This window comes from Candidatus Kuenenbacteria bacterium, from assembly GCA_012797775.1.
Taxonomy (GTDB): Bacteria; Patescibacteriota; Patescibacteriia; order UBA2196; family GWA2-42-15; genus JAAZMX01.
In genome coordinates, this window is the sequence record JAAZOM010000006.1 from 20,876 (window position 1) to 46,472 (window position 25,597).

Here is a 25,597-nt window from a genome sequence, read left to right on the forward strand (position 1 = left end):
TCCCTTTATAATATCATAGGGAGTATATATAAAATTTATTATCATCATTAACCATAACTTTTAACCAAACATGTATATAACCAAAGAAGGCCTAGTCAAACTAAAAGAAGAATACAGCCAACTTGTAAACATGGAACGCAAAAAAATCGCTGAGCGCATCCAGGAAGCCAAAGAGCTCGGCGATCTAAGTGAAAACGCCGAATACGCAGCTGCCAAAGAAGAGCAGTCTTTTTTAGAAATGAAGATTGCTGAATTGGACAATATTATCAAAAATGCCTCTATCATTGAAGAAAATAATCATTCAACCAATGTGGTAAGCGTCGGTTCGACCATTACCTTTTTGGACAGCAATGGCCAGAGTCGAGAGTATACTATCGTTGGTAGCCAGGAGGCCAATCCATCTCTCGGCAAAATTTCCAACGAATCTCCCTTGGGCCGAGCCTTCCTCGGCAAAAAAGCCGGCGACACCGTAGAATTCCAGGCGCCCAAAGGACCGGTTAGTTTTACTATTGAAAAGATTAAATAATTTTATACACAGGAAAATTTAGAGAATATTTTGATCTGTGATATAATAATCTTGTCCCTTATTTATTAACATGATAGGTGCCTTTTTTTACTACACCTGTCAAAAAGGAGAATTTATGGCTATGGATTTCAATCCAGAAACAAAACCCGATACCGGGTTGGAACTACCCGAGAGCCTCAAGGAAACCAAAAAAGAAAAATGCTCTTGTGGTGGTAAAGGCATGGGTGGCCTCGTTGTCGCCCTTGTCGTGGTCGTCTTGGTTTTAGTGGCCGGCTTTGTGGTCGACCGCTACACCAGCGTTAGTCTTTTTGGCGAAAAAGATTCCGCCTCTCTTAGTATGGTCTACAGCAAAGACAGCTATTATGCAGTCTTTTTGAGCAACGGCCAAGTATATTTTGGTAGGGTTTCCAAAACCGATGCCAAATACACCACGATTGAAGATATTTATTATCTCCAAGTATCCAATCCTCTGCAACAGGTCCCCCCGACTGGTGAGCAACAGCAAGCCCAGCTTTCTTTGGTCAAACTGGGCCAAGAGCTCCACGGGCCACAGGATTTTATGCAGGTTAACAACGACCATATAATTTTTGTAGAAGAGCTAAAAAATGATGGCAAGGTGGTCGAGGCTATCACTAGTTATAAAACTAGCAATCAGCCTACCCAGTAAAATTGTTATTTGAGACAAAAAAGCCAAAAGAACCGCCTTCAAAAGCGGTTCTTTTATTAGCCCTTGACAGATTTTCTATTTGGTGTTATTATTATGTAATACTTTTAAAAGCAATTTTTGCCTATATTTCCTTCAACAGTGGCGAAAGTGAAGACACCCCTCCTTGTCAGATCAATTAGCCGCAAGTCCAGGGTAGCTGGGTTCTCCCAGTCTATTCTGGCACTGTTGGGGGTAATATGGGCAAAAGAAACCCCGCGACGATTATCGGCGCGGGGTTTTAGGTTAATATTATTTTATGGCCGCTTTCAGCCATTCTTTTGCGTTAGTTCTCATTATGCCTTTTATTTGCTCATCTTGAAAGCCAAATCGTTCAGAAAGCGCGTCGGCAATTTTTACCAAATCTTCTGGCCCCTTTATATCCGTGGTTAGTCCCGGCGGCAATCCGCCAAAATCACTGCCAATTGCCAAGCGATTTGGTTGCCCAGTTTTTTGGGCTACCTGATCTATCCTTCGGGCTATATGTTCTGCGCCCGAAAAAAATGGTTGGGAAACACCTAATCCTATCATGCCGCCCATTTTAATAATCCTTTCAACCTCTTCTTCCTTGAGAGCCCTTTCGCCAATCCTGTTAATCCAATCAGCCGAAATGTCTTCTTCGGTGGAGCCATGCGTGTATGACACGCGATTGCCGGCATCTGCTTCCTCCGCTATATCCATCACTTCTTGCCTAGTTTTATAACCAGAATGTGCCAAATCAACCACTAAATGATTATCCAAAAAATATTTTACCACCTGCCGACCGAATTGTGTCAGGCCACCTTTGCTGGTGATAGTATTCTGTGTCTCGTCACCACCATACTGTAAACCAAATATTTTTATGCCTGCATCAACCATTTTCTTTGCGTCTTCACCAGAGTGGATTAAATGCGCTCCGCCCTCCAGCGTCATTACCAAATTATTTTTTTCCTGAAAATCTCCGCCTCCTCTAATTATTTGCATGCCAGGGATTGCTCCTAGCCCGTGGTATTTTTCCGTCATTTCTATTAGTTCTCTAAATCTCTGGTTTTGTTCCGGGTTTACTTCATTTTGATATAAATATTTATCAAAAACTGAGGACACAACCACGTCGTAATATCTATTAATTAATTCCGCCATCAATTCGTTATATTCGCCCCAACTCAATTCCTCAGCCTTTTTTCCAAATTTTTCCTCTACTTGAGATTTGGTTATGCCAAACTGCTCTATTCTGTCTGTGATATTGGCACCGTAGATTCTCTCGCCATTGTCTCCAATTTTATATTCCTGCCCTTCTCCTTTGGGTCGGTATGCGTCTGTATGCAGAGTCGAAGTCAGTTGCTCGTTCATATTTTTATGTTAAATTATTAAATTTATTTTCAAAGATTTTTTTTAGATCAGCTTCTGTATATGGGAGAGGCACGGCATTTTCTAAATTTCCATATTTACTCAAACCATAGGTATAAGCAAAAGCTAGATAGGGGATTAATAGATCTTTGTATTGAATGCGACCTATTTTGTTTAGTACTCTCTTGTCAAAACCGCCATTAAAAATAACATCAAAAGCGTAAAGTTCCTTCCAGCCACCATGGCCATCAGAACCGAGGGTTATCGAAGCCACATTCATACTATTCAAGACGATTTTTTCTGAAAGTTGGTATTCGTCAGGAAAATCTTCTTTCAATAGTTCTCTGATGGCCCTGACCATGCGTGTAGTATATTCCAAAGAAAAACCAGTCAACGTCTTCATGCCCAAATAAACTATTACTAGGGCAAATTTTAAAAGCATACAGGGGATTAATTTTCTCTCTGTTAATAATTTAATAATTGCTTCTGGCATTATTGGTATTCTGTGTTCTGCGCCAACCAAATATTCCCCTTCGACCGTCAGGCGCACACGCTTGTTGTCATCATCCACCAACCAAAACAATTGGCTACCGACTTCTTTTTCATCGTTCCAAGCGCCGGGTATACCTTCAAATTTTTTTAAAGCCCTTGTTCTAAAATTATTATCAAAAATCATTTGATAAATAAAACTATTTTGTTGTTTCCTGATTAATGCTATTAAATAGTCAGTAAAAACCGTGTCCTCAATAACCACCAGATTGGCAATTTGTTTCCGGTCTTCTAGCGGGAATAATCTTTTCCATAAATAAAAATTTATTTTGGTCATTTCATCGCCCAAATATTGGCAACCGGACAAATCCAAACCTCTTAATTCCCCCGTTATTTCTTCCAAAAATTTTTGCTCCTCGGTATTAAATAAATGCCATTGATGTTTTTCTTTTAATCTGCCAGCTATATCAAAATCATATTTGGGCATGCCCCACATCAGCTTGTGTTCATATTTTTTGGGGAATAAATTTATTTTTTTGTCATGGAAAATTATTCCTCTTTTATGAAAGGGATCGTTAAACGGTACTTTGGAAGTGGCAAAAGTCAAAATGTCACCGAACTCTTCTCGATTATATAGCTTATAAAAATTTGTTAAGGCGTGAATCGAGGTCAAAATCGGGTGGTTCAAAATCCCATGGTGATCCATACTGCCGGCTATTAGACCCCCCTCATCAGTTAAGCGTAAGTCAATATTTTTTCTTTCCCCCGGATTAAAAATAGATTCTATTTTATTCCTAATTAATATTTTTAGTTCTTTTTGCCGCTCGATGTGTGGCGCAGGTGCATCGTAAGTATTGATCCTCCTAGAATATTCGCTCAAGGTTTCCTCACTACGAAAAAACTGTGCCAAGGTCGGCATCAGTTCCACTACCAGATTAGCCATGTTATTTAATCCTGGATCATCGTAAAATTTTTCCATATTTTTGGCGGCCCGTGAGGGAATCAAACCCCCGTCTCCCTAAAAACATTAGGGTGTCCTAAACACTAGACGAACAGGCCATATTGACTTATCTTATAATAATTTTTTACTACTTACAAATTTTTATTTTATTTTCCTCACTATTCCCTTGTCCGCATCTACCTCTACCAGATCCCCGTCTCGTAAAATCTGCGTAGCAACTTTAGTGCCGATCACACACGGAACAGCCAACTCCCTAGCTACGATTGCCGCGTGGCAAGTTATTCCACCCATATCAGTCACAATTGCCGCCGCCTTTTTCATAGCGGGTACAACACTGGGGTTTGTCATGTGTGAGACTAAAACATTTCCAGCGTGCATTTTAGCCATCTCTTGCATGGTATTAATAATTTTTACTCTTCCTTTTGCACTACCTCCATAAGCTGTTTGCCCCCGCAACTCTTCCTCGGATGCAATCTCTTCTTGGTATTTTTGAATTTTTATTTTTTTCATTATTTGTTTAGCTTCCTTGCCAACCCAGCAAGCTGTTTTCCCCTTATGGGCTATGGTCAAGCTGTAATTCTGTCTCCCTGTTGTCATTTTGGCCAACTTGTTATTTTTAGACAGTGCTTGTTTAAAATCGCTAGGCAGTAAAAATCTGACTTGTTCTAAAGTGACTCCTGCCCGCTTAGCGACCTCTCTGAAAATATTTTCCATAGCATAATAACTAAAAAACTGGGCATCTTTGCTGTATAATCTGACGGACAGAGAATCCCTTACTATTTTAAAAATCTTTTCATGTGTTTTCCCAACATTGTATAAATGCTCAACCTCTCTTTGCTCCCTTAATAATTTTGCTGTTTCTCGTTCTAGTTTTTTCTCATAATCTTCATATTTTATTTTTTCTAAAGATTCTTCAAAATCTGCCAACATTAATATTTTACCTTGTAGCCCATATTCTAGCCACTCATATTTTTTGGCGTGCCGTTTCAGGAGCTTCTTTTGCACCCCATTATTTTTTACTTTGGCAATTTTGGACAACTCTTTTTTTTCTTTTATCCAATTGCTTTCTCCTGTCGGAGTAGTCAAAATTCTCAACGCCTCCTGCGGTGGGTACTTTATTTTTCTTGTCTCTTGGTATATTTCATCCAAATAATCATGCAAGTAATTAGTAATAATATTCTCCGGCGTCTCCAAAATCCACATCGGTAGCCTCGGTACATGCACACTAGCCTGCCCAGATTGAAAAAGTTTTATCCATTTTATCAGTTCTCTGTTACTCAATTTTTCCGCTCTTATCTTTTTTATAATTTTGCTTAACTTTAGTAGCTTATCGGAGTTATCTCGGTTAATATCATGTAGCTTGTCCCACAATTTTGGATTATTAAATAAAAGCTGAAAACTACTTCGGTTTACTCGATCATACGATTCCTTCGAGCAAAAAAGATTACAGGCTGATTTGATATATTCAGCTCCGGCGTATTCTATAGGTTCAAACCCCCATTTTTTAGGTGTCAATGTTGCGCCTTCCCAATTAATAGCCACAAATAAATAATTTGCGTAATCTTCTCGTTCAATTAGCTCAAATTTTTTATGGTAGGGTATTTTCATATTTTTATTGTTTTATTTTTTACAACGTCGTTATCGGCCTAAATCGCTAGATTCATTTCATCTTTGGTTATCTCTTGTCGCATTATTCTGTACCCATCTGTACAGAATAAAATAATGTCAAATTTTCTAGCACTGGGTGAAGACCAAATTCGTTTATTTTTTAGTCTAAATATTAGTCTAAAGTTTGGTCTAATCTATAGTCTAATTTTTCATTTTTCTCACTATTCCTTTATTCGCATCCACTTCTACCAGATCGCCATCTTTTAGAGCTTTCGTCGCGATTTTTGTCCCCACAATGCAAGGAATTTTTAATTCTCTAGAAATTATGGCCGCATGACAGGTTGCTCCCCCTTCATCAGTAATAATTGCTGCAGCTTTTTGAATAATTGGTATGAACATTTGATTTGTCATGGTGGCGACCAGAATGTCATTTTTTTTAATTTTTGGAAAATCAGACTTATTTTTTATAATTTTAACCCGCCCATTTTTTATTCCCGGAAACGCTATAGCCCCCCTTAGGTTTTTATTTAAATTAAATTTATTTTTTTCTTTTAGACCCAGAGAAACGGCCATTTTTTTAGCTTCATTCCCAATCACAAGTAAATTTTTATCCGCATAATATAAATAAGCTGTCTGACGCGCGGCCGCCCTACTATAATCAATTAGTTTGTTAGAAATCAATAGTTGTATTTCCATTAAGCTCAGGCTGTTAATTATTTTTGTGTTTATATTTTTAAAACTGCGAGCAGTTTTAAAAATATAAACGCCAAGCTCTACCCATATACCCTGAATCTTATGCTTAATTATTTTTTGACGATACTCTGGATTTTCCTCCAAGAATTTTTTATTTAAAGCGTATCCTATATAAGCACATATAATATAGTAAGCCCAGTATTTTATCATTATATGTTTTATTTTTTTATGATCAAAACGTAGGGATTTCCCATCTATAATTTTTTGAATTTTTTTTTCGCAATCGTTTATTTTATTGAAATAAGTTAGATATTTTTTGGGATAAATTTTTATCTCCCGCTCGATTTTTTTTATTATTCTTTTGTATTGAAAAACATTTCGGTATATTTCGCAGACATTGTTTTCGGCAAAATAATAAACACGACTAAAGGGTGATTTTAAAATTCTCCCAACCAATTTATAAGCCCCCAAATGAGTTTCCATCAAAAAGAAAGGCAGTTCCCTGGTAATTTTTTCATATTGATCTCGCTTTATAGGCATACATTATAAATTATTTTTTTGGCCATTTTTAGGATTATTATCGTCTGCCCGCCACATTTACTACAAAGTAGTAATCGGTCGGCTCTGGGTAATATACAAGTTATTTTTCTCCATCGCCCACTCAATATCGCAGGGAAAGCCATAATGTTTTTCAATTTGCCCGCACAATTTGGCTAGCTCAATGATTTTTTTGCCTGGCAATTTTTGTTTCTCCTGGATATTTTTGGCCACCTTGGCGTGAATAGTTACCTCGCCTTTTTTGGTGATCATCATAACTTGGCTCGCAATATTAATATCCATTATTGACCAATCGCGCTTGTCCAGCACGTAAGAATCTGGTGTTATCTGCCCAGACACGATCGCCTCACCGAGCCCAAAGCCTGCTTCCAAAATCATCTGGTTTTTGTCTTTAGTCACCGGATGGACCGTAAAACAGATTCCCGACACCTCTGATTGCACCATCTTTTGTACGACCACTGCGACAGACACATGGGATTTGAGGAGTTTTTTCTCATGGCGATAAAAAATCGCCCTTGGGGTAAACAAAGACGACCAGCATTTTTTGACATTATTCAATAATTCTTTTTCTGTTGTATTGAGATAGGTTTCCAATTCCCCAGCCCAGGAAGCAGTCTTAGAATCTTCCGCTGTGGCCGAACTTCGAACTGCCACATAAGGCGCTTTGAGTTTTTTAAATTCACTCGTTATTTCTTTGCCCAGATCAGCTGGGAATTTTGTATCAGCAATCATATCTCGGATTTCATTGGACGCTCGATCCACCGAATTAGTGTCTTTATAATTTACCTTATCCAGCTCTGCCTGAATTTCTTGTTTCAAATCAGTTTCTTCCAAAAATCGATCAAAGGCCGTAGCCAAAACCACAAAGCCCGGCGGCACTGGAATTTTGGCGTTTAGCATTTCTCCAAGCGACGCGCCCTTGCCCCCAGCAATCCCTACATCTTTTTTAGTAATTTCTCGGAAATTTTTGGTGAATTGCATAGGATTTTACTTAATTTATTTATATTTTAATTCTACCAAATCTAGCCAAAAAAGCCACAAAAAGGTGAATTATGAAGAATGAATTAAGAATTATGGTTAAAAACTGAGCAATTTATATCCCATGATTTAGTTTAAAAGCAAAACAATCTGAAGGCATAATTCATAATTCTAAATTCATAATTCAAAAAAGAGCGCAGTCGCCCACGCTCTTTTTTTCTGTATTGTTCCGCGCCTCTTTCGTTTCCGTGTTAGTTCCGTTTTAGTTGCAGCTGCCTGCCGGCGCGCTTGTCGCACTCTGGCCTGTCAGCGTTTTCTCACAGCCAGCTACATCATTGTACTGGCAGAAATTTTTTCTGACTGTTTCGGCATCGATACCATTAAAAGTATAACGGTTATTGACCATCCAGGTCGGACTGGCGCCGATATTCAATTCATTGGCCAGTTTTATATTTTCACTCAAGAGTTTTTTACCCTCATCGCCAGTAGCGCAGGCCTTGATCTTCCCGAAATTGGCCGCGCAGGTCGTCCAGTCGCCCTTGATATCTTTGTTGCGGCACCAGACATAATCCATAAAATTACTTGGGTAATATTTGGCCGCACATAACTCGCGGATATTTTCATCTACCTCACCCTGCCCATGGAGAGATTGGAAGGTGCCGTCAGCCTTTTCATTGGCAATATAGTAAAGATTGAAATCAATATTCTGGCCAAAATTGTCCAGCACTTCTTTCATCGCATTCATCGCCTGGATACCATAGGGGCACTCGCTCATCACAAATAGATCCAATCTTTTTGTCTCTTCTGTCCGACAACCTAGAAACCCCGCGCAGTCGCTGTCATCGCAGTCCACTTGACCATTGCCCGTATCATCAGTCTTGTTATCGCAGATTTCTTTGGTCGGGTTGAAGCTCGCGCCAATAGCTAGATTGTACAGATCTTCTGTTTGCGTCAGATATCTTTCTACTTGGCTATATCCTTCGGCCTCTTTTACTTTCTCCTCAAAAAGCACGGCTGGCAAAAGAGCCAATTTGTATTTTTCATAAAACTTCTTGCCTTCTTCGGTGTTATAATCTTTTCTTTCAATTTTGATCTTTGGGAAAACGCCCGTGAGCTGGCTCTCTAGCCCGGCCGTGTCGCACTCTTCTTTCTGACAGCGGCTATCACCGAGGATATAGGCGGTAAATTCTTTGTCTTGGGGCAAATCACCGCAGACCTTTGATGGTCTGTTATTGGTCGCCGCACAGATGGCGCGACCAAGGGCCGTCTCTGTCCTCTGGCCAGTGTATTGTTTGCCGGCGATATAAAATGTTGGGCTGCCGGCCACATTGAGCGCCTGGGCTTTTTCTAGACTGGTAGTCAAAAGACTGGCCGACTCCTCGCCTTCGGCGCAGGTTTTTATACTTTCAAAATTGGCTCCGATTTCTTTGGCACAAGATTCAAAGCTGGATTTTAGATCCTGATAATTTTTGTTCTGGCAAGCCAGATAATCCCAAAACTTATCCGGGTATTTTGTTTTGACACACAATTGGTAACGGTTGCCCTCGACCTCGTTTGGGCCGTGCAAGGATTGGAAGCTGCCGTCTGCTCCCTTGTCAGCGATGTATTCCACATTAAAATTAACCACCTCTTTGAAATCCGGGATGATTTTATAAACCAATTCCTCGGCTTGTGAGCCATAAGGACACTGGCTCATCACATAGAGATCAAAATCGATCTTTTCACCACCCCCATTTTTACCCGCCTTGGTGGCGATATAGCCGCCGATGGCCACTACGATGATGAGAATGGCCAAAAACAATATGCCGCGCCCACCGCTCTTTTTTGGCGTGAGAGGGGCGTCTTTTCGCATTTCTTCCATAAAAAATAGTTAGTTTGTAAAGAGGACCCACTAGGGTATTTAGTAATTTACTTTAGCATATTTTAATAATAATTCAAAATTTGAGTAAAATAAAAAACCGGACCTATCTTTTTGGTAGACAGAGTCCGGTTGTTTGGTTCGGGGGTTTTCGCGATGGTTCTAGGCGCTAGCGGCGGGGCAAAATATGCCGCAGTACTTTCCCGACGATTTTTTCGTCGGGCAGTACTGGGTTGCCCCAGTCGCAGTCCCGGCCTAGCCGCTCGATAATGGCCCGGGTTGAGCCGTCGTTCAGGGGGATGAACTCGACGGCCCAGTCCATCTCGATCATCGACCGGCTGGACGGCCGGAAGCCCCGACCACTTTTGAGAGAGTCCTCGAACTGAGCCCGGAGTCTCAGGCTCCGCTGGTTTGTCGTGTCCGAGACGGACACAAAAATACGAACCAGTCCCTGCTGTCCTTCCCACAGATGGGGGATAGCCGGGCGGGGGGGCAATGTGGTGGGCAGGGTGGTGTCCGGGGCGGGGGTAAGCGGACCAACCGTCGTGTTGATGACGGTGGTGTCGGAGTTGTTGCGGGGGGTGTAGAACAGGTAGGCGCGGAGCAAAAAGAATACTCCGGCCAAAACCAATAACGCCCCGATGATATACATCTTTTTCATGACACATTTCTCCTTTTTGGTGATTGCAAATAAAATGAACTATTTTTATGTTAAAATTATAGCATATTTATCTATTTTTGTCAAATGGTTAAGTAATAAGCGAGGTAAGTAGTCATTAAGGTAAAAAACAAACGCTGATTTTATCGGTTTTCTATTATTTGCCTTATTTATCTCGCTTATCGCTTATAGCGACCACTCTCTTGACAAGGGCCTGTCTTTGCTCTAAGATAATTTTACAAACAAAATTGAAAATAATCTGGGTGGTGGTTCGTGGCACGGCTTTTGCTGCGTTGACATTCCACGTTGCGATTACCATCGCCCAGATTTGTTCTTTTAAAACGGGAGCTAGTTAGCTGGTTGATTACGACTGGCGGAGACCCGCAGGGCGCATTATTGCCTTGTTGGCGGTCCCGTGGCTAGTACGGACATCGGCAGCTAGCTCCCTAAAATATAAAATGGGAGAGAGGGCTGGCGATAGCTGAAATTTGTCATTCGTTGGGCCGAGTCCTTTTGGCGACTTGGGCGAATGATCAGAGGACGGCCGTTGCCCTCCTCCCTTTATTTTACGACTGCGGACCAGTGTGCCAAAGAAATGGCTCACAGCTCGTGTGTTTCCCGAGCTTCGCGAGTGGCGTGTCTATTTTGCCGCCAGTTCCGCGGCCATCGGTACATTACCCCCAGCCTTCCAAGCGAGCGCACCACAGCATGGTGTTGGCAACCACTCTCCTCCCAAATACCTATGGCGAGGATGGAAGGACAGTTAGTCCCCATGGACTAGGTTCCGCAGTCGTTCATTTTTCGGCGGCATCTTGGCTTTCGACAAGACTGGTAACCCCCCTAACTCCAGCAGCTCACTGCCAGGGTGTCCGCCACTATTTTCGCTGCCTGATCAGCTCTTTGGGAATTGGTTCCCGAATGATCTTAGTCTCGGCTCTCAAAAGCGAGACGCAAAATAGGTCCAACCGTAAAGGTTGTGAGCTGGTAGCGAAATGCGGGTCACTCTTGCGCGCGTCAAAGCCGCAAATCGTGATCCCGCCGGGCCCTGATGACTTTGTCACCAGGGCCCCTTTTTTATTGCCAAAAATATTTTTTTGATATATAATATTTTTACCAAATAAAAAAACGGTCCGGCATTTCTCACTAGGTTATCCCCCTAGAGGCTGGTAGAGATTTTCACCACTCCTTATTCTCTAGCAGTTTGAGATTTGCCGGGCCGCCAAATATCGGTCAGCAAATTGGCGCCTTTCTCTGGTGTCAGTAATGCTTGGCCAGCGGCAAACGGAAAAATGGCCCCCTTCCCGGCCATAAAACCGTTTGCCGTTTTTTTATTTCCCGTCATTGTGAGCGACCTAGCCTCTCAGGAGGGGAGCTTGGCAATCTCGGGATTGCCCGCCTAGACTCGGCGAGGCTGGCTTCGTCGTGCTACTCCCTGCCTCGCCGGCAGGCGGGCTCGCAATGACAGAAATTTTTTGAAAAAAGTATTCATTTGACAATTTTTTGGGGTCTGTTAATATTAAATTATAAAGCTCCTTAAAAAAGTAAAAAAGCGGTCCGGCGGACCAGTCGCATTGTTCCATTGCAGTCGAAGATCGGGCATTCATGGCCTATATGTGTTCCACAATGGCGAAAAAAGAAGGGCAGCTTCATCGCCCATGCTTCTCATCCAAACCCTAATTCACCATTCACCAAATTCCACTGCGAACCTTTTAACCGTTTCATCTCCATTCATGGTCCCGCCGGACCCGTTTTCTATAAAGGCAATCTTTGTTTATTTTAGTACACCAAGTACTGAAAAAATGAAGGTTGCCGTTTTTTTATTTGCCAAAAAATTTAAAAGTGCTAAGGTAAAAGCACAAACCAAGGCAAAACTAAAATTTTGAAATACCCCAATTTGGGAGGGAGAGAAAGATGGAACACGTAAAGATATTGGCCGTCAATCGCCGGTGGGATCTGCCAGTATTGATCACCAGACAACTGGGCTTGCCCCTTGTCTGGGTAGAGAAAAAAATTTTTGCCGACGGTGAGTGCTGGGTCAGACTCCCGGAAAGCGTACGCGGCAAAAGGGTATTTATCATTGCAGAAAATACACCGGCTGAGAAACTCATGGTTTTGTTGGTGATGATTGATGCTTGTCGCCGGGCTTCAGCCGCTGAAATCAATGTGGTTGTTCCCTATTTTGGCTGGGCGCGCCAAGATCGCATGAAGGGTCGTGATCCGGTCACTGTAAAATTGGTCTGCAATCTCATTGTCCAGGCCGGTGCTGATCGCCTGCTTTCGATGCACCTACACTTCCCCCAGCTTACCAGCTTCGTGGACATTCCTTGGGATCATCTGTATTCGGCCTATGCTATCATCGACTGGGCGAGAAAGCAAGGTAAAAAATTTACTGTAGCTGGTCCTGATTATGGCGCTTCGCCCTTGGCAGACTTCGTCGCCAGAAAACTGGATATGCCCTTGGCAATTTTGAGAAAAAAACGGCCGGCGCACAATCAGGCAAAAACTAGTGGTATTATGGGCAGTGTTAAAAACTCGGACGTTTTGATGGTCGATGATATTTCAGACACTGTTCGGACCATGATTGGTGGCTGTGAATATTTGGGAGAGCTGGGAGCCAGAAATATTTATCTCACCGCCACCCATGGTTTGTTATCAGCTGGCGGGGCCAAAAGGATAGAAGAGTGCTCTCGTGTTAAAAAAGTATTGATTACCAATACGACGCCCATGACGGCCAGAAAAAAATCACCAAAAATTGAGCGTATATCAGTACATGACATTTTTGCCAAGGCCATCAATGCTATCATCAGGGAGGAATCGGTCAAAGATCTTTTTGAAAAAGAACTTTTCGCCTAAACAAAACCCCTGCCGGATTTCCGACAGGGGTTTCTTTTTTTATTTCTACTTTTCTACCACCCTACTTTCCTACCGACCTACATCCCTACTGTCCTACCTCCCTATCTTCACCACCTGATTTTTTCTAGCCGCGACCAGCCCTAGCTTCAGCCGGCCTTCATTTTCCGCATACAGAGTGAAAAGTTTTTGCCCTTTTGCTACCTTGTCATTAATTCTCACATGCATATGGATGCCCGCCAGTTTTTCTCTTGGCGCACCCAAATTTACGCAGATTTCTTCTATCGCCTTATTATTTACCGCCACTACCTTACCATCGCGCTTGGCATGCATCTCATAATTTAGAGCCCCGAGCGCTACTGCATCAGCTTTGATTTTTTGATTGCCTCCCTGTGCTTTGATGATCTCCTGCATTTTTTTCCAAGCCGCCAGACTTTTTAGTTGTTGCTCGGCAATTTTTCTACCTTGGCCTTTTTTGCAAAATCCTTTCAACTCCAAAAGTTTGCCTGACAGATAAACACCTTTTTTCTCGAGATCGATCGGCCGGAGTTTGTGCTGTTGCAAGACCCGGAGCACATCTCTCGCTTCGAGTGCCGGACCCACACCCGCCCCCACCGGCTCTTTGGCCTCGAGCATTTCTACTTCTACTTTTATTTTAAATCTCTTCCCCACCGCCACAAATTTCTTGGCTATTTCTTTGGCGGTTTTCAGGCTGTGCACCTTGGCTGTTGGCCCATAGGGCAGGTCAATTACGAGGTAATCTACTCCCATCGCCACTTTTTTGGCGAGAATAGAAATAATCATTTTATCATATGGCTCCAAGGACAATGGCTTGGACACTTTGATAATAATGTCATCAGCTGGTGCCATACTGACCGCTCCGCCCCAGACCATACAGGCTTTGGTTTTCTCAATGACTTTTTTTATTTTTTCTACGCTCAGATCGACCGGCGCCAAGACTTCCATCGTATCCGCTGTGCCCGATGGCGAGGTGATCGCCCGTGAAGAAGTTTTTGGGATATAGAGCCCAAGCGAGGCGATAATCGGGATGACTATCATTGTGGTCCGATTGCCCGGTATGCCCCCAATAGAGTGTTTGTCCACCACCCTCTCTTTTAAATTCAATTTTTCTCCGCATTCAGCCATGGCCTTGGTCACATAGTAAAGCTCATCCAGGCTATATGGTTTTACAAAACTGGAAGCTACATAGTAGGTAGTTTCGATTTGTCCTAGTTTGCCCGTAGAAATATCCGAGATGATGGAATATATTTCTTCATAATTTAGTCTCTTGCCCAACATTTTTTTATTGATCGCCTTGATTGACTCTGGCCGGGAGTAGAGCATTATTTCCACGATATCTTCACTGTCAATTTGGTTTTTCTTCCAAATCTCCTCAAATAATCCCACTTCCCCATAATCAACCTTGCTGTCAGAAACATCCACGGTGGCAATCATGGTTTTGTTTTTGCTCCATTTTAGGTTTACCCGGTCGCCCGGCCGGATACCCTGATTTTCCGCTTCTTTTTCTTGGAGCACTACCGTTGGCTCACCACCGGATGAAAAGTCTATTTTTTTGCATTTGTAGAATAGGCGCATAAAATTAGTATCAAGATATAAAGTATTTATTGTGTGTAATTTTATTTCTGTCTTTATTTTACCGCACCCCGTCTGAAAAATCAAAAAAGCTAAAAGGTTATATCTATAAGATTTTTTAATTGTAGCATGGCCCCTTGACGCGCCGGATAAAATATTTTATTCTTATTTCAAAGTTTTTTAAAAAGAAGAGACTAAACATAAAAAGGAGCAGGAAAATTTGTTGTTTTCAATTCACGAGAAATTAAACCAGCCAAATGACAAGGAGAAGGTCTCATGCAGACAACTTTAAATCTCCCGCTAATTCCCAGTGAAGTTTTTTTCACCAGGGGTTGGGGCAATGGCAGAAGCAAAGACATTTCACGGCGGCTGGCTCTTCGCGCTGCAGGCATCGGGGATTATAACATCGTGAATGTAGATGATGCTATTTTGCCCCCTAAATGTAAAGTTATCAGCCGATTTGCTGGCTTGTCAAAGTTAAGGCGCGGCGAATTTATTTTTTGTGTCTTATCTTGTTCTTCTGACAGCGAGCCCAACCGCCTAGTCTCGAGCGCTGTTGGTTGGGCCTGGACACCAGACACCGAGCAAGACGGCTTTGTCTCCAGGTGTGCTTTGAATGGCCAAACCGGCATAAAAACCGGCGACGAGGCAGAAGACCTTGCCGCCACTATGCTGGCCAGTAATTTGGGGATAGAATTTGACCCCGAAAAAGCCTGGAGAGAAAGGGAGGAAACTTATCAAGCGGCTGGTCAGGATATTCGCACCTCGCGCCTTTTCCAATCTCGGAGGTGCGGGCCAGATAAAAATATTTGGACTACCGTAGTGACAGCTGCGGTTTTCCTCATGTAATAAGTAATTATCCCAAACGAAAAACTCCACCCCTAGGGGCGGAGTTTTATTTATATATTTTTTACAAACAGCTCGGCCACCGTCAGCACTTCAAATTTTTTATCCTTCTTAAAATCCTTGGTCGAGACAATGGAATTTGTGGTAAATATTTTTTTAATATTTTTCTCGCGCCGCAGATTGGCTACCACTGGTCCAGTGGCTACCAAGTGTGTCAAAACTACATAAATATCTTTTGCTCCTTTGGCCTTCAGGGTTTTGGCCGCCTGGATCAGCGTCCCTCCGGTCTGGCTCAAGTCATCCACCATCACCACTGTTTTATTTTTCACCTCTCCTCGAAATTTGGTCACCTTCGCCTCATCCACTCGCGGCCGGATTTTTTCTATGGCGGCCAGATTTTTTATCCCTAATTCATCCGCAAAATTTTTACTGCGCTCGTCAGCGCCCAGATCCGGCGCTAAAACCACCACATCTTTCAGTTTTAATTTTTTGATCTTTTCTATAAAAAGTCCCCGCGCTTTTAATTCGGTTATTTTCACTCGGAAATATTTGGCCACTTGGCGGCTGTGCAGATCTAGGGCCACGATTTCATCTACTCCTGCATCTTCAATAATTTTTGCCATGAGCTTTGCACTCATCGCATCCCCAGAATATTTTATCCTGTCCTGCTTGCCATAACCAAAGTAGGGGATAAGAGCCACTATTTTTTTCGCCCCGTTTTCCTTTAGCGTGTTGATGAGAATTATCAATTCCAACATATTTTCCGCTGGTGAAAAAGTCGAGCCCAAGACATAAACTTTTTTGCCGCGGACATTTTCGTTTATATGTACCAAAATTTCCCCGTCTTTATAGTGGGATATCAGGCACCTGCCTTTTTTGATTTTTTTTGTCCGCCGGTTGGCGGATTGTAATATCTCTCCAACCAATTCTTCATTGCTATGGGTGGAGAAAAGAAAGTTAGACATTCTATTTGAGTTTAGCACTCCCTGGGATCAGCGGATCATAGCCATGCTCTACTTCATCGCCATCTTTATAGCCATCACCATCAGTATCAGCTTTTGATGGATCAGTCTCCCAAATAAATATTTCTTCTTCATCAGTGATACCATCATTGTCTGTATCTAGATCGGTGCCCATTTCCAAGCCCATTCCATAGTCTTCCCCATTGTTCATCGAGCTTATGCCGTTGGGCGTGGCCACATTTTCTCCGGCCTTCAGATTGCCGCTGTCACCCAGCAACTGGAAGACCAAAGTATAATCATTTGGTTTTATGCTGGTATACAAATAGCCACCATCTATTATTTTGTCTCCGCCCGGTACTTCACTCATATAGACTGTTGAGCCGGCACACTCTTCTATACTAGCCCTAAATCCCTTGGAACACAAAACTTTCATATTGCCGACACCCGTAGCCGCCGGTATCTCGTTTTTTGGATAGCCATTATTATCGACGAAATAAAGCTCTAGCGCCGTTTGTATCTGCTTTATTTCGCTCACCGTTTTGGCGTCACTATTTTTTGTCTGCGCTTTGTCCAACGCCCCAAACATACCTCCGCCAAAAGCCTCACTTAATAATTTTTCTAATTCCACTGGGTCTTTTGGTGACTCTATCTCCATTATCTGGTTAAAATTATCAAATGTTATGGTCATCGCCCCTCCCAAAGTCTGGTTGCCGTCTTTGTCTTTGCCGATATTATCAAAAGGGATTTCTATTTTTCTTATAAAATATTCTTTTTTATCTATCCAGATATCTAGGCTGAAATTTTTAACAAAGCGGTCAAAATTCTGCCAGTCTTCTTCTTTCATCTCGGCCATGTTTTTTTCTATCTCGGCTTTATTTTTAGAAACAGTTTTTATCTTTTCTATCATATCCAAAATACCCTGTTTATCCAGACCCAACTGATAGTGGTATGTTTTATTTTCTCCCAATGTTTCCACGCCGTAGTCATTTTTTAATATTATTATCTTGTCCGCATCTTGCTCTAGGATTTCCCCAATTTTCTTTGTATCCTCATCCTCTTGGCCGGCAAATTTATCCAAGACCGTCGTATTAATACTATATTTCACCCATTTATCTTTTATACTGCTAGTGTCAATAAACATAGCCAGCATAATTGGCAGTTGGTTTATTTTGAAATAAAGATTTTTCCCCAGAGTTACTACCTCGCCGGCTATATTATTAGTTGTACCGCCAATATCCAAACCAATATCTATTTTAAATTTTGAACGCAGATTATTTTCGTCGGTATTATCAGTGTATCCTTCTATTTCTGCGTACATCTTTTGTTTTTCCGTTCCAAGCAGCCCCCCAATTAAATTTAGCGTTGGGGTCGAAGTGGCTTGCTCCGCAGCTTGTTTTTCCTGAAATTCCAATTTCAAATCAAGCTTAAAACTGGAAGCCTTTATTTGATTGGTGGCTTGGACGGATTTTTTTAGTACCTTGTCGGGTGTATTGGCGATATATTTGCTATAGCCCCAATATCCACCAAGTGCTACTCCAGCAAAAATTAAAACTCCAGCTACAATAGCCAGTATTTTTTTTATACCACCACTTGTTTGTGGCATCTCTGGATTCAAAAATTGAGAAGCATCCACGCTGGGTGGGTTATTCGGTACTGCGACGTTAGGGGTTGTCTCGTAAAGTGGGGTATGACAACTTTGGCAAACGTGGCTTTCCGGGCTATTTTCCAGCCCGCATTTTTGACAGCGCATATTGTTTTGCATAATTTATTTTACTTTTTTAATTTCCAATATTCCAAGGCCCGCTTTAATTCCAGACGAGTTTCAGCATAAATTTTGGCTGGGATTTTTTTGACCACTGCTTCTACTGATTGTCGACAAGCTCTAGCTCCGGCGATTGAGCCATCCGGGTGGCCATGTAGTCCGCCCCCGAAATTAATCACCAGATCAGCCCCGAGTATTTTGACCAATTTTTCCACCAGTCCCGGATGCAATCCGCCCGAAGCAATCGGCAAAACCGGCTTGATCTTTTCCCAATTGGTTATTTCCTTATTCACTCCAAACCAATCTTCCTCCATTTCCAGATTTATTTCCGTCACTTCCTCGGCCGTGCCTTCCATTTTCCCGACCACTGTACCCGTGTGCAGCTGATCAATGCCTGTCAATCTGGCCAGTTTGGCCAAAAGCAGCATGGTCATGCCGTGGCGTGAATTTTTGGTAAACATCGAATGCCCAGCTCGGTGGCCATGCAAAATCAAGCCCAGATTTTGTTCTCTCAAAAATTGGATATTATCCAACCCAGCCACCACGAGATCAATCATTGCTACCTTGCCACCGTATTTTTTGACTAGTTTAGCCCGTTTGAGCATCACATCAGCTGGTCCAGTCACATTAAAAACATAAACTTTTTTCTCGCCTGTCTCTTGCTCCACTTGTTTTTTGAGTTTCATTACTTCTTTCACCCGTTCTTCAAATTTATTAAAAACCATATCTGTCAAATTCTCATCATCCTTGACTAGATCCACACCGTTTTTCCAGATTTGATAAGCGAGTCTAGCCTGCTCTTTGGCCGAGAGTCCCACCTTGGGTTTGATGATTGAGCCGATAATCGGCCGCTTGTAAATTTTCAGATATCTTCTCACTCCCTCGATACCAAAGGCCGGTCCCCTGAATGAATCCAGATATTTTTTGGGGAACTGAATATCCAAGAGGCGCAGATTGGCTATCACTTTCATACTAAAAACATTGCCAGCCAAAGCAGAGAGCAATTGCGTGATATTGCCGAGCTCAAACAATGCCAGTGGGTAGGCAATGTGCACTGTTTTTTTCTTGTTATCCAGTTTGAAAATCTTTGGCCCCAGCTTTTTTAGGGTTGCCTCTTTGAGCGTGCCGAGTTTTGTCCAGGTGCCGATGGATGATTCAGCGGCGATATGCGCGGCCGCCTCGGCCAAGGGTAGTTTGCTTTCTAGATAATAGCTTACCACCAATTCTTCTTTGTAATTTGGCCGGTAGCCCAGCCGGAGATAAGGAGATTTACTCATAGGGTTGTAGGTTAGTAGGTATGTAGGGAGGTAGGTTAGTAGGATGTAGGTCAATAGTTAGCTTTTTCCTACGACGCTACTTTCCTACCAACCTACTACTCTCTGTTATTAATCATTTTATTTAATATTTTCATTACTTCATTTAATATATTATCTGCTTTTATAAAGCTACTTTCTTTTGCTAGTTTTAATCTTTTCGCTATTTCAATTTGTGTTTCCAGTTCCGCGCCAGAGCCGAGGGCGATAATTAAGAAATGCCGAAAATCTGTGACACTACCACGCCTTCTTCCCTCGGCGATATTGGATGGTATAGAAACAACGGTTTTCTTTGTGTGTGTTGTTAAACCATATAATTCTGATGGTGGGTATTCTCGAGTCAACTCATAAACTGCAATAACAAGTTCCATTGCTTTCTGCCAGACAATTAGATCTCTATAATCTCCCCATTTATAATTCCCTTCCATAGTATTTAATAATTAATTTCCTACTTCCCTACCCACCTACACCCCTACTTCCCTAGTATCCACGGATAATATTTCTTCACATATTTATCTACCTCATTCGGTTTGATCACCCCAAATTCGGTGATATAGCCGGTGATCAGCTGCGCTGGTATTTTGTCAAAAGCAAAATTGATAATCTTTAGTTGTGCTGGGCTGTTCTTCCAAATTTCGGTTTTGGCGCGCAATTCTATCCCCATTTTTTTATTGGTTTTTTTCATGAGTGTGCCAGCCAGATAGACCGGGATCTTGGAAGTGTAGGCCGCGAGCGCAATGCCAAAACTACCCACTTTATTCAAAGCGGAATTGTCCGCCAAGATCACGTCAAAACCGATTATCACTTTGTCTATTTTTACTTTGTCGCCGGAAAAATTGGAAATCAGAAATTCGGCGGCTGAATCCACCACCATGGTATTATCAATTTTTAGTCTAGCCAGATCTTCAGAGGTTTTTCGTCCCTGCATGAGTGGCCGAGTTTCATCATTATAAACGTGTATTTTCTTTTTCTGTTCTTTGGCCGCGCCCAAAATATTGATGACTGTTTGCGCATGGCAGTGCGTGAAAATATTTTCTTTGTTTTTTATCGTTCTACTACCATAGAGAGAAATCCGCTGGCCATTTTTATGGAGTAATTCTGAAAAATCGGTTGCCTGTTTTTTGGCCAGTTTTTTCAATTCTACCACTTCACTAGCCCTGCTTTTGATCCCATGTTTTTCTGCCAGACGCAGATGCAAGTATTTAAAAGCATTAATCGTTAGTGGTTCATCTGGTCGGGCTTTGGCCAAGAGCTCGCCAGCGCGCTTGGCTTCATTCAGGAAAGTCACCGGATTTCTCATCTTCAGGATTGATAAATAGGCGACCCATGCTTCAATGCTCGCCCGGCAGATATTGCTGGCGCCCTGTATTTTTATAGAACGGATATCTTTTATTGTTTGGTTTAGACTAGCCATAGTTCAAAATTTAATGATGCTTTAATTTTACCAATTTTCGGGCGCCAAAGCAAAATTTGATTTTTTTGGCTGTTATTATATACTTGCTACATCAACTAATTTAATTTTTATGGACAAAAGAATTCGACCTGACCACCATTTCCTTCGTCCAGAAGGCGACAAGAGCGCAGACAAAAAAGAAAGAAGTGAGCTCGAACAAGCGCTGGCCGATATTGCTCTCGAATTTATTACCAAAACAGAACCGCACCCTGATAATGAAAAAATAGAAACACCGCTTTACTCGCCTTTAATTTTAAGAACACCAAGCAAGGCCAGACTTCGATCCGGGCTAAGGGAGAAGAAACTCTCTGAAGCTATAAAAATAAGAATATCAGATCAGCGATTAACAATTGATCTTCGTGAGGCCATTGAAAATCTTAACGGAGAGACCGAAGCGATGGATGCGCAGGCTTTTAAAAATACCCTAGTCCAGGATGCTAGACCAGATCTCTTCAATGAGGCGACAGCCTATCTGCAAAATGACCTTACCGATTTTATTAGGGAAAAGTATCCCCAATTTACAGATATCAGAATTCTTCTTACCTACGAACCCACTCCATAATAAAAAGCCCCTTCATGGGGCTTTTTTTAGTAGAAGATAAATTGCGACCGCTTGAGCTAAAATTATGAGATACATTATCAGATAAAAGTTAGCCTTGCGTCTTTTGTGTCTGGCTATCTCCATAGCCATTATCCCACCGAGTGACCCGCCGAGCAAAGACAACAGCCAGAGCACTTTTTCTGGTATGCGCCAGCCACCATATATTGAGCGCTGTTTGTCAAAAACAAAAATAATGAACGTTAAAACATTAATAGTGATGAGGTAGTAGAATAAATATTGAGTCATTCTATCTTTAGTAGCGAGTAACGAGTGACGAGTAATGTGCTAAAGGGCGACCTAAGTGTTTATTGATCTGATTAATCCATTTATTATTTGTCTAGTCTGATTACCCAGTTCGCCCAGTCTTTTGCATGTTTCCAAATTAATATACTCCAAGTCTTTTGATAATATCAAAAAATTTTGTACTTCGGCCACCGAGCCGCGCGCTTGATAATAAAACTTAGTCTTATCTTTAAAATGATATCTAGCAAAACCCTCAGCGATATTAGCACCAACAGAACTAGCTGCCCTTCTTAATTGGTTGGTGATTCCATATGTTTCGTCAGTCGGGAAAAGTTTTGTTATTTTATAAATTTCCAATGCCAAAATGTGGGAGTATTTCCAGGCCTCTAAATCATAAAAATTATTTATTATATTTTTCTTTGACATATTAATTATTCATTTCCCTTATTACCTATTACACATTACTCATTACTAAAGTACCACTCGTTCTCCCTTTTCTGGCATCACAATCTGCCCAATCTGATTTTTATCTAGCTTCTCCGCCAAGACACTCATCGCTCCTGCTTCACCATGGACTAGAAATAATTTTTTCAGTTTGCCAACGCCCCCAATAAATTTAACCAGATCATACTGATCCGCGTGGGCGGACAGAGAATTTAAAACCACTATTTTCGCCTTGACTGCCAGATTTTCATTCAAGATATTTACCTTTTCTGCTCCCTCGAGTAGTTTTCTACCCAAGGTATTCTCGGCCATGAAACCAACTATCACTACGGTATTTCTCGGGTCACTGATGCTATTTTTCAGATGGTGCCGGATGCGTCCGAACTCACACATACCCGAAGCTGAGATAATTATGCATGGCTGTTTTGTATTATTCAATTTTTTTGATTCTTCTGGCGTTTCTACAAAACGCAGTGTGGTAAAAATAAAGGGATCTTTGCCTTGCTCCAAAAAAGTTTTCTGTGTTTCTTCGTCCAGTAGATCAGGATAATCAGAAAAAGCCTCACTCACTCTTTCTGTTAGTGGACTGTCCAAATAGACAAATAAAGGCGGTATGGCTTTTTGATTGATCAATTCATGGATAATATACAAGAGTTCCTGCGCGCGCTCTAAGGCAAAAGAGGGGATGATCACCTTGCCGCCTCGGGCATAGGTCTCATTGATTGCTTTGGCCAGGTCGAGATATGAAGTGGACAGGCTGTCATGGACCCGGTCGCCATAAGTACTTTCCGAGATCAGATAATCAACCGCCCGGATTTGCTCCGGGTCTTTGAGAATCGGTAAAAATTTGCGACCCAAATCTCCGGTGAATCCGAGGCGCACTATTTGTCCATTTTCCGTTAATTCCAAAGTCAATAAAGCTGAGCCAAGTACATGCCCAGCATCGCGGAAATAAGCTTTGACCCCCGGCAATGGTTCAAATTCTTCATGATAATTCACGCCCACAAATTGCTTCATGGCTGGAGCCACATCATCAGGTGTATAGATTGGTTCTAGCGGTGTTGTCTCTGGTAATTGTTTGCGATTCAGATATTCCACATCATAAACCTGCACTCGGGCACTATCCTCGAGCATCAATTCCGTGATCTGCTCAGTAGCTTTGGTGCAATAAATTTTGCCCTTGAAACCCTGCTTGACCAGATTGGGAATATTGCCCGAGTGGTCAATATGGGCATGGCTCAAGATCATGGCATCAATACTCTTGGGGTCAAAAGGAAATTCTCTGTTTATACTTTCCATATCCCGCCTTTGTCCTTGCCAAAAGCCGCACTCCAAAAGGAGTTTTTTATTATTTATAGTGATCACATATTGTGAGCCAGTGACAGTTTTGCAGGCCCCGAAAAATTCTATTTTCATAAATAAGCGAGTTAAGCAGTAAGTGAGGTAAGCAAGATAAGCAACTTAAAAGAAACTTTTTGCCCATCACCTCTTTGTAATTATAATTTTATCCCATATCACCGCCCTTTGACAAATTTTCAAAAATAGTTTATTTTAAAAAGCACTATCTCAGACACAAAAGAACGGTAAACAAAAAAGAAAAAACGGAACAGAAAGGAGCAGAAATTGGAGGAGTGTATTTTTTGTAAAAAAAGAAGGCTCATTGGCAATCCGCACTTCATCCACTGGGAACATCTGCCCAGCCCGTACTCAATTCGGGGCCAGGAACTGCGGACGGTCAATGTCCAGATGGTAGTCTGTGAGGAGTGCAAGGGCAAACAATCGTGAGGAGGTGTGTGGTATGATAAGGAACCGAAAAGCAGCAGCAGTAGGTAAATGCCGGGTTTGCGGAAGGCATCGCTGGGAGGGTGCTTGGCATAGTCGTGGCTCTGAACCCCAGTCTCTTCGGGCTATTTTAAACAATCCCTTGGGACACAGGGTGAAGCCGACCATTTGCAGTAACTGTCAGACTGCCAAAGATCAGCTCACTACCCGGTCAGTACCAGCCAATCTTCGCCGAGTTAGGAGGCAAGAGTGATAAGATACCCCCAATGTCCCATCTGTAACTTAGTGGAGGTAGAGAATGGCCGGTGGCAGCCACTCTATACTTTCTCTAAGGAGGAACAGCGAAAAATAGTTCCTCATCTCCACCGGGTGGACGGCTGCCATTGCCAAAGGGGAGGAGAACGCGGATAAATAAACTTCCGCGGGCCCTTCCTAGCCATACGAGGCGCAACTGTTTTAAAGGTTGTGCCTTATTTTTTACCAAAACAAAATCCACTCGCCATGGAGTGGATTAAAATATGATCTTCTATTTTCAGTTGGCAAACCGCTTTTACCAGCTAAAAATAAAAGGGGGAGAGCAGTAAGCCACCACACCACACCCCCCGATTTTGCTTTCAGTCGGCCATAAAGTCAATGGCCCAAAGAAAGGCTTCGCCCAGTCCCTCCCAGCGCGCCTGCGCCAGAAAGAACAGGGTGACGAGCCCCAGTCCGAAGCCGAACAGCTCAGCCCGGTGCTCTTTTAGGGTTTCGAGGAGGTCCTCGACCCCATTAAAAATAAAATCAATCAGCATATTTTTTCTCCTTTCTGCTGATTTTTATTTTTTTGGTTTTTAATGTTCAATTAATATATTATAGCATATATTAATACTTTTGTCAATAGACAAAAGTAAACAAAAACCGCTTAAAATTTGTCTAAACGGTTTTTATTAAAAAAATTAAAGTAACTTTTCCAATTCTGCTTTCAGGATTTCTTTGGGTCTAAAACCAACAATTTCATAAATCAGCTTGCCAGCTTTGAAAACCTTGAGGTTGGGGATACTCATGACTAGATATTTCTCTGATAATTCATAATTATCTTCCTCGTTGGTATCCAGCTTGGTAATTTTTATTTTACCTTCCATTTCTTCAGCTAGCTGATCAAGAACTGGAGCCATCATCTGGCACGGCCCACACCATGGCGCATAAAAGTCCACCAAGACCGGCAACTCCGATTCTAGGACTTCTTTTTGAAAATTATCTTTGGTTAGTTCCATTGCTTTTAACATATATTTTTTTGATTGATTTATAAGGTGTGTCTATCTTAGCATATAATATTTTTGCGGTAAAGTTTGACATATTTTTCTTTATTTAGTAAGTTTAGCTCAAAAGAAAATCACCCACAGAACCATAA

Annotated in this window: 24 protein-coding genes and 1 tRNA gene; 6 read left to right on the plus strand and 19 right to left on the minus strand. The window is 42.0% G+C overall.

Annotated features, from left to right (window positions below; all coding sequences use genetic code 11):
* Positions 1-70 precede the first annotated feature (70 nt).
* Positions 71-526: a transcription elongation factor GreA gene (greA, locus tag GYA54_00730; protein NMC51240.1), complete on the plus strand. Its 456-nt coding sequence runs from the start codon at positions 71-73 to the stop codon at positions 524-526.
* A 115-nt stretch (positions 527-641) separates the two neighbouring features.
* Positions 642-1,193, plus strand: a complete 552-nt coding sequence (locus GYA54_00735) for a hypothetical protein (protein ID NMC51241.1) — start codon at positions 642-644, stop codon at positions 1,191-1,193.
* A gap of 288 nt (positions 1,194-1,481) precedes the next feature.
* On the opposite strand, the gene GYA54_00740 is transcribed toward GYA54_00735, so the two are convergent.
* The 8 genes from GYA54_00740 to GYA54_00775 all read right to left on the minus strand — a co-directional run bounded on the left by GYA54_00740 (position 1,482) and on the right by GYA54_00775 (position 10,361).
* Complete coding sequence (locus GYA54_00740; protein NMC51242.1) at positions 1,482-2,558, minus strand: hypothetical protein; 1,077 nt, start codon at positions 2,556-2,558, stop codon at positions 1,482-1,484.
* Between the two features lie 4 nt (positions 2,559-2,562).
* Positions 2,563-4,023 carry a hypothetical protein gene (locus GYA54_00745; GenBank protein NMC51243.1) on the minus strand — a complete coding sequence of 487 codons (1,461 nt, stop codon included), beginning with the start codon at positions 4,021-4,023 and terminating at the stop codon, positions 2,563-2,565.
* Positions 4,024-4,028: 5 nt separating this feature from the next.
* Positions 4,029-4,103: transfer RNA gene (locus tag GYA54_00750), tRNA-Asn, on the minus strand.
* Between the two features lie 43 nt (positions 4,104-4,146).
* Positions 4,147-5,208, minus strand: coding sequence for a hypothetical protein (locus GYA54_00755; GenBank protein NMC51244.1), 1,062 nt, complete (start codon positions 5,206-5,208; stop codon positions 4,147-4,149).
* Between the two features lie 606 nt (positions 5,209-5,814).
* Positions 5,815-6,846: a hypothetical protein gene (locus GYA54_00760; protein NMC51245.1), complete on the minus strand. Its 1,032-nt coding sequence runs from the start codon at positions 6,844-6,846 to the stop codon at positions 5,815-5,817.
* A 60-nt stretch (positions 6,847-6,906) separates the two neighbouring features.
* Positions 6,907-7,845, minus strand: a complete 939-nt coding sequence (locus GYA54_00765) for a hypothetical protein (protein ID NMC51246.1) — start codon at positions 7,843-7,845, stop codon at positions 6,907-6,909.
* A 259-nt stretch (positions 7,846-8,104) separates the two neighbouring features.
* Entirely contained in the window at positions 8,105-9,703 is a 1,599-nt protein-coding gene (locus tag GYA54_00770) for a thioredoxin domain-containing protein (protein ID NMC51247.1), read from the minus strand.
* A 166-nt stretch (positions 9,704-9,869) separates the two neighbouring features.
* Positions 9,870-10,361, minus strand: coding sequence for a hypothetical protein (locus tag GYA54_00775; protein ID NMC51248.1), 492 nt, complete (start codon positions 10,359-10,361; stop codon positions 9,870-9,872).
* A gap of 1,908 nt (positions 10,362-12,269) precedes the next feature.
* On the opposite strand from GYA54_00775, the gene GYA54_00780 reads away from it, so the two are divergent.
* Positions 12,270-13,211, plus strand: coding sequence for a ribose-phosphate diphosphokinase (locus tag GYA54_00780; GenBank protein ID NMC51249.1), 942 nt, complete (start codon positions 12,270-12,272; stop codon positions 13,209-13,211).
* A 93-nt stretch (positions 13,212-13,304) separates the two neighbouring features.
* Here the strand turns inward: GYA54_00780 and GYA54_00785 are convergent, their stop codons facing one another.
* Entirely contained in the window at positions 13,305-14,804 is a 1,500-nt protein-coding gene (locus GYA54_00785) for an AMP phosphorylase (protein NMC51250.1), read from the minus strand.
* Positions 14,805-15,077: 273 nt separating this feature from the next.
* On the opposite strand from GYA54_00785, the gene GYA54_00790 reads away from it, so the two are divergent.
* Positions 15,078-15,650 (plus strand): pyruvoyl-dependent arginine decarboxylase, encoded by a 573-nt coding sequence (locus tag GYA54_00790; protein ID NMC51251.1) that lies wholly within the window; start codon positions 15,078-15,080, stop codon positions 15,648-15,650.
* 50 nt (positions 15,651-15,700) lie between these two features.
* On the opposite strand, the gene GYA54_00795 is transcribed toward GYA54_00790, so the two are convergent.
* The 5 genes from GYA54_00795 to GYA54_00815 form a co-directional block, all read right to left on the minus strand.
* Positions 15,701-16,612 (minus strand): ribose-phosphate pyrophosphokinase, encoded by a 912-nt coding sequence (locus GYA54_00795; GenBank protein ID NMC51252.1) that lies wholly within the window; start codon positions 16,610-16,612, stop codon positions 15,701-15,703.
* Position 16,613: 1 nt separating this feature from the next.
* A complete protein-coding gene (locus GYA54_00800) occupies positions 16,614-18,371 on the minus strand; it encodes a hypothetical protein (GenBank protein ID NMC51253.1) in 1,758 nt (585 codons plus the stop codon).
* Between the two features lie 8 nt (positions 18,372-18,379).
* On the minus strand, positions 18,380-19,648 hold the full coding sequence (rbcL, locus tag GYA54_00805; GenBank protein NMC51254.1) for a type III ribulose-bisphosphate carboxylase: 1,269 nt from the start codon (positions 19,646-19,648) through the stop codon (positions 18,380-18,382).
* 95 nt (positions 19,649-19,743) lie between these two features.
* Positions 19,744-20,112: a four helix bundle protein gene (locus tag GYA54_00810; protein ID NMC51255.1), complete on the minus strand. Its 369-nt coding sequence runs from the start codon at positions 20,110-20,112 to the stop codon at positions 19,744-19,746.
* A 44-nt stretch (positions 20,113-20,156) separates the two neighbouring features.
* Positions 20,157-21,098 (minus strand): hypothetical protein, encoded by a 942-nt coding sequence (locus GYA54_00815; GenBank protein NMC51256.1) that lies wholly within the window; start codon positions 21,096-21,098, stop codon positions 20,157-20,159.
* 109 nt (positions 21,099-21,207) lie between these two features.
* Between GYA54_00815 and GYA54_00820 the strand changes: the two genes are divergently transcribed.
* Entirely contained in the window at positions 21,208-21,699 is a 492-nt protein-coding gene (locus GYA54_00820) for a hypothetical protein (GenBank protein NMC51257.1), read from the plus strand.
* A gap of 12 nt (positions 21,700-21,711) precedes the next feature.
* Here the strand turns inward: GYA54_00820 and GYA54_00825 are convergent, their stop codons facing one another.
* The 3 genes from GYA54_00825 to GYA54_00835 are packed head-to-tail and all read right to left on the minus strand — an operon-like array spanning position 21,712 to position 23,841.
* Positions 21,712-21,984: a DUF1294 domain-containing protein gene (locus GYA54_00825; protein NMC51258.1), complete on the minus strand. Its 273-nt coding sequence runs from the start codon at positions 21,982-21,984 to the stop codon at positions 21,712-21,714.
* Positions 21,985-22,035: 51 nt separating this feature from the next.
* Entirely contained in the window at positions 22,036-22,407 is a 372-nt protein-coding gene (locus GYA54_00830) for a four helix bundle protein (protein ID NMC51259.1), read from the minus strand.
* Between the two features lie 45 nt (positions 22,408-22,452).
* Positions 22,453-23,841: an MBL fold metallo-hydrolase gene (locus GYA54_00835; protein NMC51260.1), complete on the minus strand. Its 1,389-nt coding sequence runs from the start codon at positions 23,839-23,841 to the stop codon at positions 22,453-22,455.
* Positions 23,842-24,223: 382 nt separating this feature from the next.
* Here GYA54_00835 and GYA54_00840 point away from each other — a divergent pair, with 382 nt between their 5' ends.
* Positions 24,224-24,460 (plus strand): hypothetical protein, encoded by a 237-nt coding sequence (locus tag GYA54_00840; protein ID NMC51261.1) that lies wholly within the window; start codon positions 24,224-24,226, stop codon positions 24,458-24,460.
* 361 nt (positions 24,461-24,821) lie between these two features.
* Here the strand turns inward: GYA54_00840 and GYA54_00845 are convergent, their stop codons facing one another.
* Positions 24,822-24,998 (minus strand): hypothetical protein, encoded by a 177-nt coding sequence (locus GYA54_00845; protein NMC51262.1) that lies wholly within the window; start codon positions 24,996-24,998, stop codon positions 24,822-24,824.
* A 144-nt stretch (positions 24,999-25,142) separates the two neighbouring features.
* On the minus strand, positions 25,143-25,472 hold the full coding sequence (trxA, locus tag GYA54_00850) for a thioredoxin (GenBank protein ID NMC51263.1): 330 nt from the start codon (positions 25,470-25,472) through the stop codon (positions 25,143-25,145).
* Positions 25,473-25,597 lie beyond the last annotated feature (125 nt).